General features: G+C 47.7%; 13 protein-coding genes and 1 pseudogene. All 14 read left to right on the top strand.

Going from position 1 to position 15790, the window contains the following annotated elements; all coding sequences use genetic code 11:
* Nucleotides 1-13 precede the first annotated feature (13 nt).
* The 14 genes and pseudogenes from B9Y90_RS16315 (at nt 14) to B9Y90_RS16245 (ending at nt 15479) form a co-directional block, all read left to right on the top strand.
* Nucleotides 14-2221, top strand: coding sequence for a M23 family metallopeptidase (locus B9Y90_RS16315; protein ID WP_085541878.1), 2208 nt, complete (start codon nt 14-16; stop codon nt 2219-2221).
* A 14-nt stretch (nt 2222-2235) separates the two neighbouring features.
* Entirely contained in the window at nt 2236-2838 is a 603-nt protein-coding gene (locus B9Y90_RS16310) for a hypothetical protein (RefSeq protein ID WP_085541877.1), read from the top strand.
* A gap of 156 nt (nt 2839-2994) precedes the next feature.
* A complete protein-coding gene (locus B9Y90_RS27340; RefSeq protein WP_254902709.1) occupies nt 2995-3246 on the top strand; it encodes a hypothetical protein in 252 nt (83 codons plus the stop codon).
* A 268-nt stretch (nt 3247-3514) separates the two neighbouring features.
* A complete protein-coding gene (locus tag B9Y90_RS26930; protein WP_176227877.1) occupies nt 3515-3727 on the top strand; it encodes a hypothetical protein in 213 nt (70 codons plus the stop codon).
* Nucleotides 3687-3968 (top strand): XAC2610-related protein, encoded by a 282-nt coding sequence (locus B9Y90_RS27670; protein WP_085541876.1) that lies wholly within the window; start codon nt 3687-3689, stop codon nt 3966-3968. Before B9Y90_RS26930 ends, B9Y90_RS27670 begins: the two co-directional genes overlap by 41 nt.
* A gap of 144 nt (nt 3969-4112) precedes the next feature.
* Nucleotides 4113-4742, top strand: coding sequence for a hypothetical protein (locus B9Y90_RS16295; RefSeq protein ID WP_254902708.1), 630 nt, complete (start codon nt 4113-4115; stop codon nt 4740-4742).
* Nucleotides 4743-4783: 41 nt separating this feature from the next.
* Nucleotides 4784-5992, top strand: coding sequence for a hypothetical protein (locus B9Y90_RS16290; RefSeq protein WP_085541875.1), 1209 nt, complete (start codon nt 4784-4786; stop codon nt 5990-5992).
* Nucleotides 5989-9471 (top strand): ImcF-related family protein, encoded by a 3483-nt coding sequence (locus tag B9Y90_RS16285; RefSeq protein WP_085541874.1) that lies wholly within the window; start codon nt 5989-5991, stop codon nt 9469-9471. Before B9Y90_RS16290 ends, B9Y90_RS16285 begins: the two co-directional genes overlap by 4 nt.
* Nucleotides 9471-11072, top strand: coding sequence for a type VI secretion system protein TssA (gene tssA, locus B9Y90_RS16280; RefSeq protein ID WP_085541873.1), 1602 nt, complete (start codon nt 9471-9473; stop codon nt 11070-11072). Before B9Y90_RS16285 ends, tssA begins: the two co-directional genes overlap by 1 nt.
* A 30-nt stretch (nt 11073-11102) precedes the next feature.
* Nucleotides 11103-12275 (top strand): YwqJ-related putative deaminase, encoded by a 1173-nt coding sequence (locus B9Y90_RS16275; protein ID WP_085541872.1) that lies wholly within the window; start codon nt 11103-11105, stop codon nt 12273-12275.
* Between the two features lie 137 nt (nt 12276-12412).
* Nucleotides 12413-12670, top strand: a pseudogene (locus tag B9Y90_RS16270) (type VI secretion system baseplate subunit TssF); the annotation flags it as partial.
* 170 nt (nt 12671-12840) lie between these two features.
* Nucleotides 12841-14115 carry a PAAR domain-containing protein gene (locus tag B9Y90_RS16260; RefSeq protein ID WP_085541871.1) on the top strand — a complete coding sequence of 425 codons (1275 nt, stop codon included), beginning with the start codon at nt 12841-12843 and terminating at the stop codon, nt 14113-14115.
* A complete protein-coding gene (locus tag B9Y90_RS16255) occupies nt 14116-14541 on the top strand; it encodes a hypothetical protein (RefSeq protein ID WP_254902707.1) in 426 nt (141 codons plus the stop codon).
* A 509-nt stretch (nt 14542-15050) separates the two neighbouring features.
* Nucleotides 15051-15479: a hypothetical protein gene (locus B9Y90_RS16245; RefSeq protein WP_085541869.1), complete on the top strand. Its 429-nt coding sequence runs from the start codon at nt 15051-15053 to the stop codon at nt 15477-15479.
* The last annotated feature ends 311 nt before the right edge of the window (nt 15480-15790 follow it).

The raw sequence follows: 15790 nt of genomic DNA, 5'->3' as shown, positions 1-15790 counted from the left end.
AAGGAGTCAGTTTATGATTATCAGCCCACCGCTTTTGAAAGCGAAAGATGCCCATGAAACTGATGCGGCCTGGATTGAAAGAGTCATGACCGTAGTTGACCGCCGTGGGTATCCGGTTAACGGTTATGGTTCGTGGCATGGCGGAATACATATACGTCAGACTGACGAAGGGAGACCTGCTGAGAGCGTGCGGGCGATAGCGGATGGTACCGTAGTTTCACTCCGCAAAAGCTCAGACAAGCGCGATCAGGCACCATTTAACATCAACGCCGATAAACCCAATACAAAGGGGAGTGATGATGGTTATGTGCTGATAAAGCATGAAACCGAGATCGGTAGCGGTGATGAAGCAAAAGTGGCTTTCTACTCCCTATACATGCACCTGAAGTCGCTGGCTGAAACTGTTAAAGCCGGTGAGAAAGTTTACCGTAAGGATCCGTTAGGCCTTCCGGGCATGGTGGATGGAGTCAATGCTTTCCATTTCCAGATTTTCTGCGATGACGACAACATCAGCAAGCTGACGGGCAGGAAATCAGGAGAACTGGATATTTCGAAGAATGGCCGCACTGATGCGGTTTACGGTGATATTCACTTTTATCTGCCTCCGCAGACAAAGTTTTATGACAAGGCCCCAGCAGATAACAGCACGTCTATCACCGGACTTTCTGAGCTCTATACCAGCAATGCGCCTCTGTATGCCAGCATGACTCTGGCCCAAGGCAACTGCACGATGGTAACGCGGCAGAAAAATACGCAGGTTGACGGGAAATATGATCTGCTGGGCGAGCCACTGGTTAATGCTGATGGCAATGATTACGAATACAATCTCTATAAAACCGCGATGCGGAATTATAAGGAAAGCCCGAGTGCTGGGTTCGAATTACTTCGCTTTGGGCGGGTAATCAACACGGACAATGAAACCCTGGTACCGGCAGACGCTCCATTATGGATGATGGTCAATTACCCGGGGGGAAAGGGGGTAGTCAATCTTGCTGATTCCGGTATTAAAAAGTTTAGTGACGCTGATTTCCCTCACTGGACGGGCTGGCAGATGGTTGATGACGATACTGATAGCGATAGCCAGTGTAATTCAGCCATTATCAAGAAGCTGCAGGAAGATAGTGAGTTCGATAACCAGTGTGGAAAGTTAATCTGTCATTTCCCGTTTGAATGGGAAAAAAGTACGATCGACACCCGCTTCTCGTGGCTGAAAACGGGAAGTGAAGAGCATGATCCGATGACGGATGAAGATTACGCAAAATTCAAAGCTCATGCAGAAGCGCTGTGCTTTGAATCAGCATTCAGCAGCGGAAGCCTTTGGCACTTCAATCCCACCAAACTTATAAATAATTTGAGAGCGTGCGGCTGGCTTAGCCATGAAGAAATTTCCTCCTTGATTCCAAGGAAATATTATGAAGGCTACCCCAGCAAACCAGTTAATGTGACAGTTCCATGGGCTACTTCGTTTGGTAGGTGGGAGAAGTATGTGAAAGATTTTAACAATACGTGTAATAAGTACAATATAATATCCCCGCCAAGACGTTCTGCATTTTTAGGACAGATTTATATTGAGACTGGAATGCTCAGGACAATGACTGAAGGCGGAAAGGGGCAGAAAAATAGCAAAGGAAAGTTTGTATCCCCAGCGGCTGAGTATTATCAGCCATTTTATGGCAGAGGTTTCATGCAGCTAACTTGGCCACAAAATTTCGATGACTATAGAAAATTTAGAACGAAAGTGAAGTTACCTGATGAAACTTCAGGGTATGTTTACGATGATAGTCGAATAACAAATGTAAGTGAACACTACTGGGCAGATCCAAGAAAGACAGTTGTAGATAAACACACCCATGAAAAACACACGGTTATTGACGATGAACTATTAAAAAGATGGCACCCACGTTACGATCCTAAAATTGTTGCTGAAGATTCTTTTTGTGCAACTGATAGTGCTGGTTTTTATTGGGTTTCAAAACATCATAGTCACGAAATTAATATTAATCGAGCCCCGGACAATGGAATTACGTCAGAATCAATTGGTAGATGTTCAGTTCTAGTTAATGGTGGCGGGTATGGATATTTTGAACGACAGGCCTATACACGGTATGCGTTCTACTATTTAAATGATGTCGTAACAAGAAATGCCAAAGAAACAGTTCAAGTACAAAAAGGTCGTAGTACTGTAAAAATCACTGTTGATTACACCAGACAGTGCAAGTGAGATGGCGGTTAATTATGAATAATACAATTTTACTGTTGGGTTTTGTTAGTGCCATTAATTTTTTTTCATTGGGTGCGTCTGCGAATGATGTAGATGTGTCATCGGCAGTTAAAAGCTATACCTTCAAGGATGGAGAACCTTACGGCCTATCACAAGTATATCAAATTGATGCACCTGACACCGGTTTCCCGCCTTATTATATTTTCCAGAAGTTAGGTAAAGGGAACGCATACCCATTTGCTTTTAATCGCGAAGGACTACCTGGTAAAGATGAGCCATACAGTCGGTGTAACGTAGTGCTCAAAGTTAATGATCAATATCTCATACCAAACAGGAATTATAAATCTGGATATGCCGAAGATTCTGAACCATGCCTCGGTATCGATAGAATGCAGATTATTAAAGGTAACAAAGATATTAAATGGTATGTGACCGAGGCTTTATATCAGTCAGAAGGTGATACACCAGATAAAACTGAAGAAATATATTTTTATTCTGACAATTATTTTTGCTTCTCAAAAGATTTTAGTTCAAAATTAGCTGCAGGAAAAATTAAAATAAAAGACCTCGAGAGTTTATCTGTGGATGGGAAAAACGCTGAGGAGTGTGCTAAATAAAACTCAGTGGTGATGCTAATTTACACTAGGATCGCGTTGATAATGAATAGAGCTCAAGCTGACAGATTTTATTAATACACTACATATTATTTTATTGTAGAGGCACTGTCGCAGAAGGGGGTAATTAGAGTACCTCATATATAGATTGACTAACAAATGAACCTTATTATTTCAACAATTGCCGGTTTTTTTATTTCATTTAATGCATATGCATCAGGAGTTACATTAAATGGTACTGACTCGATAACCGTTGACATTAACAATCATACAAAGACTCTTAAGTTTGATACTGTTATCAATGGCTATAGTGTTAAATGTAGTGGTGATAAAATAATTCTCTGGGGTAAGCCGAAAATAATTAATGAGGGCAATCCTCAGGATACAAATGTATTTGGAGCGCAGATATAAAAAAATTGAACAGAGTGTGAGTGAAGGTGTTTTTAGCATTGATTTTATAAAAGGAAAGAATCTCGCCTATATCGGAACCAATCAGGGGTTGTTTTTTAATCTTGCAAATGGAAATTTGAAGCGAGTTGGGTCAGAATTTGATCCTACGGATGATAATAACTTTGAAACGTGCGAGAAAAATAGCTCGTGGGAATTTAATAGATATCCTTGAGCAACAGCCCGTGTAAGCCCTGCTGGAGAAGCACTCAAAATTCCTAATGATACTATCATGAAATATATTTTTTTCTTCCTGTGCATTTTTACAAAGATTGCAATTGGATGTGATAATTGCATTTTAGATGTTAATAGTGCGAAAAATATTTCTGCAAAGGTTTTGCTGAAAGATAATGATTCGTTGGAAGTATCAGTTTTAGAAGCCGGCAAGCAGATTAATCTAGAAAATGTTGATGTGTCATCGGAGAAAAAATCACATTACATTTGAAGATTACAATCGTGATGGTTATAAAGATTTTAGTATTTGGCATCTGGATGAGGGAATGGGCACTTATAAAATCTATAGATTATTTGTCTTTTCCCCTGCTGACAAAAAATTCAAAGAGATAAAGCCTACATGTGGCGATAACTTTGTTAACGTAAGGGTTGAAGGTCATGATCTGATTAATATGATTTATGACGATAACACTCCAAAGTCATGCTCTATCCCACTCAAAAATCTTAAATAACTGCATTCGATATGTAAGCGTGAGAGATGGAGTTAAAGAAAAATTTAATTGAAAAATTGTACCAATAGTCGAAGTCTGGGGAAAAGTGAAATTTCATAGTCATTAGGACATCCCTGAAAGGATGTACGCACAGGACGTAATGTTATGAAAAAAGTTTACATGCCATTCATTATCGGTTTCAGTTCTTTCTCTATGGCTTCTGTTCTTGCTGCTAACGCAGGATTTGTATCTGTAACTAGAACCCTGTCATCTGATTCAAGTGCCAACATTTCTTCGTCATCCAGTTTTGAAGCATGCAATATGCATTTTAGTGATTTTAAATACCCCGCATTGTCTGATGATGAGTACTTCCAAAAAAAATCACCAATATCGGAGTGGACTTGCCTGTATTCTGGTGAAGCATTTGAAGCAGGATATGATGTACAGCAAGTTAACAACAAGGGGGGCAGCGTTAGTGCCGCTGATAATAAAATTGTTTATGACTACATGAATAAGGTATGGAAATCAATTCCGGATGCTACATATGTGAAAAATGGGAAGGAAAATCATCTATCTCTATTTCAAGTTAAAAGCAAAGATGCATCTGGTTTTATGGCTGTTAATGCCATGGCGAAACTTAAAGATGGAACGCTAGGCCAGAGTGTTTATTTTTGTTTGATACATAAAAATAATGCCATATGTGGTTCTGGTGTTAATTCTTCGGATAATAAAGGTGAAGATCTATCTAAAGAAACATTGAAATTGCTTGAGAGCATTTCATTTGATGGTGACTAGCCTTAGTTAAAATTTGGAAATTTTAAAGCATGAGAGTGTGAATGTCGTATTCCCTGAAAGATCTTCCGAAATGTTATCCCCGGCAAGTTCCACCTAAAATATCCCGTTGGCTTGCCGTATTGGTTGCGATGCTGGCCATCAGCGTGATTCTTATGCGGATATTCGGACGATACATCGATAACAGTCACTTCTGGATGTTGGCCATTGGCACACCATTAGTTGTGTGGATTGTGTGTTTCACTATTCGCATGTGGGCCTGGTCATTACAGGACAGTAAAGCGAATGGTTTTGACCGGCGTCGGGAGCAATGGATCTTGAGTGAGACCCGTAGGGCTCGTCGTGCGCTTCAGGTGTTGAATACGACATTTATTACAGCCCATCAGGAAGACGAACAGCGTTCTGTCGCTGATGATATGCTCAATAATCACAGCATTATCATTTCGCAGTCGGACTGGAAAGGCGAAAAAAGCAGGAGGCTGAGCCGTATTACGGCAGAACCAGAAGATACTCTTGGATTGGTTATATCACGTTTGTTCTCTGAGCTTATTGCCGATCTTCCAGTTCACCAGTTTCCTGAGAACGCTTCGCTTGTTGTCATCCTCGATGTCTCGTCATCTCTGCCACTCTCTGCTGTCAGAAAAATCTGGCAGGAAGCCTGGCAGGAGAGTGGCATAACCTGCGCGCTTGAGTACACAGACAGCAATGGGCCGGGGGTAGTCAACCACTGGCTGGATCACCGCATTAAAGATGATGCGATGTTATTGATTGTTGGTCTCCAGATTGATCCGGCTGTTTCAAATAATACTGCTGAAACAGCCGTTGCTTTGCTTCTTGGCAACCGCCTGACCCAGGAGGCACTCGAACCTCTCGCGTTGCTGCATCGGCCAGATGCTGCTCCTACCGGTGAGCTGAGGGAGGGGATGAATATGGCCGCCTATAACGTCCCGCTCAAAGAAAATATCGTGAAAAATTTATGGCTTGCCGGGCTGACGGGTGAGCAGCGTGCAGAAGTTATTGAGTGCCAGAATGTGCACCCTACGCAGACTGTAGAAGACGAAGCCGTCATTTCGCTCGATACATCTATGGGACATGCCGGTGCCGCGGCCCCCTGGCTGGCTATCGCTGCCGCCACTGAAATCGCCCTACAAACTCAGTCACCACAGATGATTATCTGCGGTGATACCACACAGAATGTGCTGTGGAGCACGCTCATTACCCCGATTGCTTCCCGACAGGAGATGGATCCGTGAAGCTACCTTTAGCACCGAAGACTACGGAAGGCCGCTATCTTGCTGTCGCATTGATTTTCTTTTTGCTGTTAGCCGTTATGACGTTCATGCTCTGGAAGCATCCGGACATAGCAGGGATTGAAGACGGAAGTCAGCAGCAAATTTACTGGCTTATCGCCGGCGGATGTATTTCAGGCTGCACCCTTATTGTATCCGTGGTGCTCCTGGCGGCGGTACGAAGTGCCGGTAAGCAGGAGTTTAATGCGCTTGTCGACAACACCAACGGTGATGATGAGAAAAAGAAACGGGAAAGTGATAAAGCGCCTGTTCACCCTGCGGTGGCCATGTGTAACAAGATTCGGGGACATCTTCGCGCCCGTATTGGCCTTTACTGGCGTCGTAAAACCCGTCTGTTGTTAATCACCGGCGATGAGGTGGCAATCGAACTGCTGGTACCTGGCCTGCAGGAAAACCAGTGGCTTGAAGGTAACCGTACCGTTCTGATTTACGGCGGCAGTCTGACTGCTGAGCCCGATAAGGAAAAATACGCCGCGCTGCGTAAACTGCGCCGCGGTCGTCCACTTGACGGTATTGTACGCGTCATGCCGCGGTCGCTTAATCTCACCCCTCAGATTAGTGATAACGATTTACGCGGACTGGAAAAAATCAGTGAACTGCTCCGTTATTCCACGCCGGTCTGGCTGTGGCAGTTGTGTGACAGCAAGTGGTCGCAGGCAAAACGCACTGAACAGGCGGTAGGGGCCAGTTTCCCACTGCGTGCCAGGCCTGACGATATTACCCGCCAGCTTGAGCTGATGCTGCCGGCCCTGCGAACGCAGGGCGTGAGTCAGGTCGCTGAGAGCAATGGTCACGATTTCCTGCTGCGCCTGGGCCAGCACCTTAAAGACGGCGGTATCACTCGCTGGGCTCAGCAACTGGTGCCATGGCTGCCTGCCTCACAGCAGCGCGTTCCGCTGCGTGGCCTGATGTTCAGCCTGCCGGAGAATAAACCTGCCGCTATCGCAGGAGAAACAGTCGGTGCTGCACCTGCCGAGGCTGAGAAATATATCCCGGAATCACAACGCCATGCGCTGACCCTGCCGGTAACCTGGCAGGGGATTGTGGATGACTGCACCCGCGTGCGTGGCCGCCGCGTCGGTATGGCCCGGGAGCAGACGCTGGCCTGGACGCTGATGGCCATTATCGGTGTCTGGGGGGCGGGGACGCTGCTGTCGTTTGCGGTCAACCGCCTGCAGATTGTCTCTGTGGCGCAGCAGGCGCATGCTCTGGTGGAGCATCCCTCCGTATCGGATTATCAGCTGACGGCTCTGCATACCCTGCGTAATGACGCCGGCCGCCTGCAGCACCGTATTCAGGACGGCGCGCCATGGTATCAGCGCTTCGGTCTGGACCATAATCAGCAGCAGCTCGACGCGATGCTGCCCTGGTACGGCGTGGCGAACAACCGCCTGATCCGCGACCCGGCAAATGCCGCCCTGACGCAGAAGCTCAGCGTGCTGGCTGGCTCCGCTCCCGGCAGCGACCAGCGGGCACAGCTGGCGAAGCCGGGCTATGACCAGCTGAAGGCATGGCTGATGATGGCCCGTCCGGATAAAGCCGATGGCGCGTATTATGCTCAGACCATGAAAGCCGTGCAGCCGACGCGGATGGGCATTTCAACCGGCCTGTGGCAAAGCCTGTCGCCGGATTTGTGGGCCTTCTACATTTCCGAACTGCCAAAACAGCCACAGTGGAAAATCACGCCGGATGCGCAGCTGGTGAGCCAGAGCCGTCAGGTGTTGTTACAGCAAATCGGACGGCGTAACGCTGAAAGCACCCTGTATGAAAACATGCTCAAATCCGTGCGTCGTAACTTTGCCGATGTCTCTCTGGAAGATATGACCGGCGGTACCGATGCGCGGCGACTGTTCACCACTGAGGAAGTGGTGCCAGGCATGTTTACCCGCCAGGCGTGGGAAGGGGGCATTCAGCAGGCCATCGAAAAGGCCGCAAATTTCCGCCGGGATGAAATTGACTGGGTGCTGAGCGACAACCGGAAAGCGGTTTCCTCAGACCTGTCGTCTGAAGCCCTGAAAGCACGCCTGACACAACGTTACTTCACCGACTTTGCTGGCAGTTGGTTGAGCTTCCTCAACAGCCTGCGACTTAATCCGGCAAACAACATTGCTGATGTTACCGACCAGCTGACGCTGATGAGTGATGTCCGGCAGTCGCCACTGATTGCCCTGATGAACACCCTCGCCTGGCAGGGGCAGACTGGCCAGCAAAGCGAAGGCCTTTCGGATTCCATCATCAAATCGGCTAAAGACCTCGTAGGCGGGCAGGACAAACCTGCCATTGACCAGTCTGCCTCTGGCCCGCAGGGCCCGCTGGATGAAACCTTTGGCACGCTGCTTCAGCTTCTGGGTAAAAACAAAGGCAGCAACGTCATGTCGGCTGACACCTCACTGAGCCTGCAGACGTATCTGACCCGCATCACCCGCGTGCGTCTGCTTCTGCAACAGGTGGCCAGTGCCTCTGACCCGCAGGCGATGATGCAGACTCTGGCGCAGACCGTATTTCAGGGCAAAAGCGTCGATCTGACCGGCACCCAGCAGTACGGCAGTCTGATTTCGGCAAGCCTTGGCGAAGAGTGGAGCGGTTTTGGCAGCACGATGTTTGTTCAGCCACTGACCCAGGCCTGGGAGACCGTGCTTCAGCCGTCGGCAGCGAGTCTGAATGACAAATGGAGCCGGTCAGTGGTGACGAACTGGCACACCGCTTTTGACGGACGTTTCCCGTTTGCGACGAGCAAAAGTGATGCCTCCCTGCCAATGCTGGCTGAGTTTTTGCGCAAGGACAGCGGACGTATTGAGCGCTTCCTGACCACAGAGCTCAGCGGGGTACTGCACAAAGAGGGCAGCCAGTGGGTACCGGATAAGGTCAACAGCCAGGGGCTGAGCTTTAACCCGGCTTTCCTACGGTCGATTAATCAACTGAGCCAGCTGTCAGACATTCTGTTCACCGATGGAAGCCAGGGCATCAGCTTTGAGCTGCAGGCGCGCCCTGTACCGCAGGTGGTCGAAACACAGCTGATCATAGATGGCCAGCCGCTGCACTATTTCAATCAGATGGCTGACTGGCAGAGTTTCCGCTGGCCGGGAGAGACTTACAAGCCCGGGACGATGCTGACCTGGAGTACGACCAACGCCGGTACACGCCTGTTCGGGGATTACAGCGGGACATGGGGGTTCATTCGCTGGCTGGACCAGGGTAAGCGCGAGCAGCTTGACCGCAGCCAGTGGATGATGAGTTTTACTGCCCCGGACGGTCGAACCCTGCAGTGGGTATTGCGCTCACAACTCGGAAAAGGTCCGCTGGCGCTGCTGGATCTGCGCGGATTCACGCTGCCGGATCAGATCTTCAGTGTCGACAGCGCGGCCACCGCGCAGGCGCTGATGGCCAACACCGGAAACAGTGACATGGATGGAGTGGAATAATGAGCACACTGCAGAATCTGGTCGCGGCCTGTCACGCTGACGACACGCAGCTGCGGCAACAGGCGCAGACACGCACGGAAAACTGGCAGGCCTGGCTTGCACCGGTAAGTGACACCAGTCCGACCGGAGAAGACCCCGGCTATGACGATGATTTTCAGCGTATCCGTGAGGAGGTCAATAAGCTTTCCGGTATAGATACCGGGCTGATTTGCACGCTTGCCGAAAAATTGCTGACCACCACAGCCAAAGATATCCGGATTGCCACCTATTACTGCTGGGCGCGTCTGCATCAGGACGGGGAGACCGGCTTTGCCGAAGGGCTTGAACTGCTGGCGGGATTGCTACAGCGCTATGGAACGCAGCTTCATCCTCAACGTGAGCGGAGCCGTAAACCGGCCCTGGAGTGGCTCGCAGGCTCCCGTGTTCTGGACAGCCTGTCACTCTGGCCGGAAGTGGTACGCGACGATGCACTGCGCACTGCCGGTGCGCTGTTGCTCATCCGCGACAGTCTGGAGACAGCGCCGGAAGCGTCACGGCCAGAGCTGAATGCCCTGTACAGCGCGCTGGAATCTCGCCTGATGAAAGCCGGGGGGGTGGATGCAGTGGTACCGCAGAATGCAGGCAATAAGGCTCACTCACAGACCTCCACACACACGGCCGAGCCAGACGCGCCGGTTCTGAACCGCATTACCTCCGGCCAGGATTTGCTGGCCCAGGCCCGTACACTGACGGAATATCTGCGTGAGCAGCCCGATGGCTGGCTTGCCGCGCACCGACTGATGAAAAGCCTGCGTCATGACACGCTGAGTGCTATTCCGGCCCCGGATGCCGAAGGGAAAACGCGCATCGAACCGCCGCGCGCTGACCAGCGGGCCATGCTCAAACGCCTGTACCTGCAGCAGAGCTGGCTGGAGATACTGGAGCAGGCGGACAGTACCTTCTCGCGTGGCGCCAATCACCTCTGGCTGGACTTGCAGTGGTATGTCCACCAGGCCCTGATGAAATCGGGGCAGGATGTACTGGCTGATATCATCGCCGACGACCTGAAAGGGTTGCTGCGTCGCTTTACCGGGCTTGAAACCCTGGCCTTTAATGACGGTACGCCGTTTGCCGATGAGGTCACGTTGAACTGGATAAACCAGAGCGTGCTGGACGATATGTCCGGCTGGCGGGATGAGCCGGTCAGTGCTGTCAGTGAGGCGGATAATGATATCCTGGCCCTCGAGCCGGAAGCACTGGATAAAGCCGACACAGACGGTCTGGATGCCACTCTTTACTGGCTGCAGACCCGCCCGGGCACTGACGCCACAAAAGACAAATGGTTACTGCGTTTGCTGATGGCCCGAGTGGCTGAGCAGAAGGGCAAGAATGAGCTGGCTCTGCATCTTCTGGGTGAGCTCGACAGTGCCGCACAGTCAATCACCCTCACGCAGTGGACACCGGCACTGTTGTTTGAAGTGAAATCACGTCGCCTCAGACTGCTGCGCATGAAAGCCACACGCAGTGAAACTGATAAATCACGGCTTCAGCCCGAGATGGATTCGCTTCTGTCCGGTCTGATTGCGCTCGATCCGGCCAGCAGTGCAGTGCTTTGTGGATAACCCGGACAGAATTCAGCTAAAGGGGAAAATATGGCAGCAGAAGGCTTTTACCTGGTGCAGGGCGACAAGACGACCTGCGGCGGGAAAATCACCACGGGCGCAGAGGATCACACTCTGTTTGATAAACCTGTTGCCCGGGAGCAGGACAGTGTGACCTGCGGGAAGCATGCCGGACTATTCAAGATAGCCGGTGGCATCGACAACGATACCATTCATGACCGGCGAATGGCCGGAACCCTCGACAGCTACAGCACCTGCCCCTGCAAGGCGAAGTTTATTCCGTCGATGATGGATGATACTTACCAGAAATATACATTTATGGATAGTTCCGTTATGTTTAAATGCGATGATCATAAAGCGACCGAAGCATATCGTCGGCAATATACGTTGGAATATGAAAAGTTTACAGAGAAAACCAAAATCATCATTAAGGCTGCTGAATCTTTCCCGGAAAACTATAAAGAACAGAAAAAATATCATCCATCAGGGCTGAAAGAACAAGATGGAAAATTTAAATATACTAACAGGGCTTTGAGTGACTATTCTGCACATGCAGGTTATTCTTGTGGGAGTCACGTTTATAGAGATGAGTTTGTTAATATAAAAGGCAGTTTGTCCAGTAAAGATTGTTTTCCTGGGGTTGAATTAATTCCAAATGAATGCGGTTCCGATCGTGATATCACGTATCTTAAGGGAAAGGAACGCATTAGCGCCCAGAAATTAAAACGCCTTAAATCAGCGATTGAACCCAAAAATAAGGAATATGATTTTTATCGTATTGCTAACGTTGGGATTTTCATGTCAAAACTTGACGAGCTTTACAAAACAGATGGTGAAACCCACTTGCATCCAATGACGAAATATCTGATTGAAAGTCATCTCGAACGTAATAATTATGTACTGCCGACCAGGGCGGGAATTGCGGGTTTGCATGCTGAGGTTCAGGCGCTTAATGATTTGTTTATAAAAGCTGATAAGTCAAACCACATAATAACGGAAGATGCTATGAGTAAAGCCACATATACAGAGACAATGCTCAGCTCAGTCATTTTCACCAAAAGGTTGACGCCAAAAACAGAGCGTGGAAGTGATTTTCCCGCCTGCCATAATTGTGCGGGGATACTGGAATTAGCCTGTGTTATCACCGGCATCACTCGCAATCCACAAGACAGATATCACAACAGCAATAGGCGAAACGGGTAATCATATGCATGATAAATGTAATGTAAGCTAACTGTTTTAAATAAGGAAAGATGTGGTTTGGCGATTTTATAATGGCATCTGTATATAAGATGAAAATGATTCTGGCAGATTTTTTTATATTTTCTAAGTTATCAAAAATGAATGATTTAACCTTGCGTTATTATGACGCTGAAATGCACTATCTGCTGGAAGTCGGTGAAGAGTTTGCCCGTGCTCACCCCGAGCAGGCGGCAATGCTCAATCTCGATAAAGCGGGGGCACGCGACTCGTATGTGGAGCGGCTGTTCGAGGGCTTTGCCTTCCTGATAGGCCGGCTGCGTGAAAAGCTTGATGATGACCTTCCCAAACTGACCGAAGGGCTGGTTAGCCTGCTGTGGCCACATTACCTGCACACCCAAGGCGCCGCCTCAGACTGCTACGTATGAAAGCCACACGCAGTGAAACCGATAAATCACGACTTCAGCCCGAGATGGATAGGCTTCTGTCCGGCCTGATTGCGCTCGATCCGGCCAGCAGTGCAGTGCTGTGCGGATAAGCCGGACAGAATTCAGCTAAAGGGAAAAATATGGCAGCAGAAGGCTTTTATCTGGTGCAGGGCGACAAGACGAGCTGTGGCGGGAGAATCACCACGGGCGCAGAGGATCATACTCTGTTTGATAAACCTGTAGCCCGGGAGCAGGACAGTGTGACCTGTGGTAAACATGCCGGGCTTTTCAAGATAGCCGGTGGCATCGACAACGACACCATCCACGACAGGCGAATGGCCGGAACCCTCGACAGCTACAGTACCTGCCCCTGCAAGGCGAAGTTTATTCCGTCGATGATGGATGATACGTACGAGAAGAGCAGTGGAGCTTCCGCTGGAGAATCGGCAGCAGGCTTTACGGCCCCAGTGCAGACCGCCCCTGAACTGCCAGGTTATCTGACAGGTGAGCAAAAGCCGACAGGGTTTGTTCCCGATTATCCTGTCCTGATAAATACACACCACTTACCCGATGACAAACTTCGGGCTATGCTGGAAGCTAACAGACAGGCTTGGATGATCCTGACTTTGCCTGAATGCCTTGAAATTATAACGTCATGGGATTTTGTTAAGCATACATGGACTTCTATTACGAAGAGCGCTCTTGGCAGTATCGTAAAAACCTATTGGACGAATATTAATGATGTAATAAGTGCGTCAAAGATTGTCACTCAGTTGGGTGCAATGGGGATAAAAGGAACCGTATTTGTTAACCATAAAGGAACTGAGCTTATAAAGCTCACTGGTTATCCAGGGATCCGAAAAGCTCTTAATGCCCCAGTATTCTCATTGAAACACCCAAAAATCATTGAAATGGCAATTGGAAAATACGGACTTGCAAAGACTGTTGTAGACGGAGCCATTGTGGGGTTAATTTATGTATCTGCTGTTGATACAGTTGATTTCATTCTCAATGATGAAACATCCCTTGCGGAGTTTATGGGGACATTAGCTACCGATATCGTGAAAGTTGGTCTTTCGTCAGCTGTGATTTGGGGCGTTGGCTATGCTGTTAATGCATTTTTACCCTTTGTTCTTGGGCCTTTAGCCGTTGTTGTATTTGCTGGGATGGGTACAGCAATAATACTTAATGCTCTTGATAAAGAATACGGCATTACGGATAGGCTGGTAGCCTATATAGAGTCAGCACAGCAGGAGTTTGTTGACAGAGCCAGAGGTATTGAGCGCGGAGTGTGGGATTTGGGGGCTATGTATGTTGATGGCATGCTTGATAAGGGACGAAGGGTTATCGAGGCAGAAATTAAACGCTATATCCGAAATGCTATCCGTGATGTTGGCTTGAGGAGCTTGGAATAAATGTTTCCGTTGAAAGAACGAATAATTCTTTTCTTTTTAAATATGCTGATTGCATTTTTGATGATCGTATTCACTTGTGTGGGTGTTACATCGGTTATTAAATACCTGTCATTTCCAGATGTGTTTGAATATTCTACCGGATGCGTTATTTTATCTTTTTCAGCTATTGTTCTTGGGCCTGTGTTTATTAGTGGGTTTCCGGTGGTTTTTCTTGGCAGACGGTTGGAGTATAAGATAGCAGCCATTTTAAACAAGGTCATAATTTGGGGATTTGTTTTGGCTATTTTATCTGGCGCTCTGTTTCGCATCTATTATATTTCGGAAGTTAAGAGCCAAGGGTATGTTGAATGTCATAATAAAAATGTTGGGGCCTTTTCTGCACTGTCGACAAAATATGCTTTAACGTTGGGCGATTGTGGGCGGTAAAGAAAGTAGAGAAATGCCGTATAATAACGTGGTGTTCACTAATGATTTAATGAGGTTTCAGCGGAGGTTGTGTTGATGCTTGAGACTAAAGTGCGGCCTGTTTTAGCTATATTGCTCATCCTGGGGTTGTGTGGCCTTTTTTTTACCTTGGGAATGATATGTTTAATAATTGTTTTTCTTTTGGTGATGGTGTCGTCTTTTCGTGGCTGACGTTTTCTTTTATTGTTTTGCCTGTAATAATGATCTTTCCACTCATATATTTCATGTTGCTTTTATTCAAAGGGGAAGAATGCGCATTCAAAAAAATGGATGCGTATGTGGCCTATCTAAAATGGGGCTGTATTGCTTTGGTTGTCATGGGAGTTCTATATTCAGTGCTTTATCCAACAGTTCTGGTAAAAAAAAGATATTTACAGTGCAATGGCATCCCGTCAGGCTGGATGCCTGGGACGGCTACTCATTATGTCCGTGATTCGTCTTTGTGCAACGTAAGTGATAAGTAAATATCAATGCATCTTTTTAAACAACGAGTAATTGCATTTTTCGGAGTAGTATTCTTCCAGGTGGTTTCCATCGGTTTTTCATATCTCAGTATTTTTAAGTTGCACGAATACTTTTCTTACCCCGATGTTATTAACTTCTCATTTTGGGTGGTTTTTGCTGCTGCATTTTTCTTTTTTTTCTCACCGTTATTGGCGATGATCTTCCCCGTTATTGTTACCGGGAAGCAGATAACCGTTACATTAGGTAAAAAATTACTGAAAACCACGTTTATCATCTTAGGGCTAACTGTCCTGGGAATGTTCATCTTTTCAGAAATATATGCGACATCTCTAATGCATAAAGGTTACACCGAATGCCAGGGGAGCCCTTCAGGTTGGATGCCTGGTATGGCAAAAAAATATGCCATAGAACCTTCCCTTTGTACTCAGCATTGATAGGCTCTACCCTTGCCAGAGTCCCAAAGCCTACTTCAGTGATAAACAGGCAGTAATTGGCGACCTAACTTCACAGGTAATTGATTTATGAGTCCTAAACACAGGTTTTTTGGGAATCTTATTATTTGGTGTGTTTCATCATTAGGTCCTTTGTGGTTCGCAACTGATGCACATAGTGAGTTATTTGGGTTTGGAAGTGACATTGTATTTTCACCGACTGTTTCCGCTCTGCTAATGATTCCGGTTATTCTGCTATTTCCATGTATATATTGGTGTTTGGCTATGCGGTACGGTGAGGAACAGGCGGTTAT

It is taken from the genome of Cedecea sp. NFIX57, assembly GCF_900177785.1.
Taxonomy (GTDB): domain Bacteria; phylum Pseudomonadota; class Gammaproteobacteria; order Enterobacterales; family Enterobacteriaceae; genus Cedecea; species Cedecea neteri_C.
Note: the sequence above shows the minus strand (reverse complement) of the source record. Positions and strands in the feature narration are given on the sequence as shown.

Coding starts and splice junctions, on each gene's coding strand:
- B9Y90_RS16310 (WP_085541877.1), top strand. CDS start 2,236: ATGAATAATACAATTTTACTGTTGGGTTTTGTTAGTGCCATTAATTTT.
- B9Y90_RS27340 (WP_254902709.1), top strand. CDS start 2,995: ATGAACCTTATTATTTCAACAATTGCCGGTTTTTTTATTTCATTTAAT.
- B9Y90_RS16260 (WP_085541871.1), top strand. CDS start 12,841: ATGGCAGCAGAAGGCTTTTATCTGGTGCAGGGCGACAAGACGAGCTGT.
- B9Y90_RS16255 (WP_254902707.1), top strand. CDS start 14,116: ATGTTTCCGTTGAAAGAACGAATAATTCTTTTCTTTTTAAATATGCTG.
- B9Y90_RS16315 (WP_085541878.1), top strand. CDS start 14: ATGATTATCAGCCCACCGCTTTTGAAAGCGAAAGATGCCCATGAAACT.
- B9Y90_RS16295 (WP_254902708.1), top strand. CDS start 4,113: ATGAAAAAAGTTTACATGCCATTCATTATCGGTTTCAGTTCTTTCTCT.
- B9Y90_RS16275 (WP_085541872.1), top strand. CDS start 11,103: ATGGCAGCAGAAGGCTTTTACCTGGTGCAGGGCGACAAGACGACCTGC.
- B9Y90_RS16245 (WP_085541869.1), top strand. CDS start 15,051: ATGCATCTTTTTAAACAACGAGTAATTGCATTTTTCGGAGTAGTATTC.
- B9Y90_RS26930 (WP_176227877.1), top strand. CDS start 3,515: ATGAAATATATTTTTTTCTTCCTGTGCATTTTTACAAAGATTGCAATT.
- tssA (WP_085541873.1), top strand. CDS start 9,471: ATGAGCACACTGCAGAATCTGGTCGCGGCCTGTCACGCTGACGACACG.
- B9Y90_RS16290 (WP_085541875.1), top strand. CDS start 4,784: ATGTCGTATTCCCTGAAAGATCTTCCGAAATGTTATCCCCGGCAAGTT.
- B9Y90_RS27670 (WP_085541876.1), top strand. CDS start 3,687: ATGTTGATGTGTCATCGGAGAAAAAATCACATTACATTTGAAGATTAC.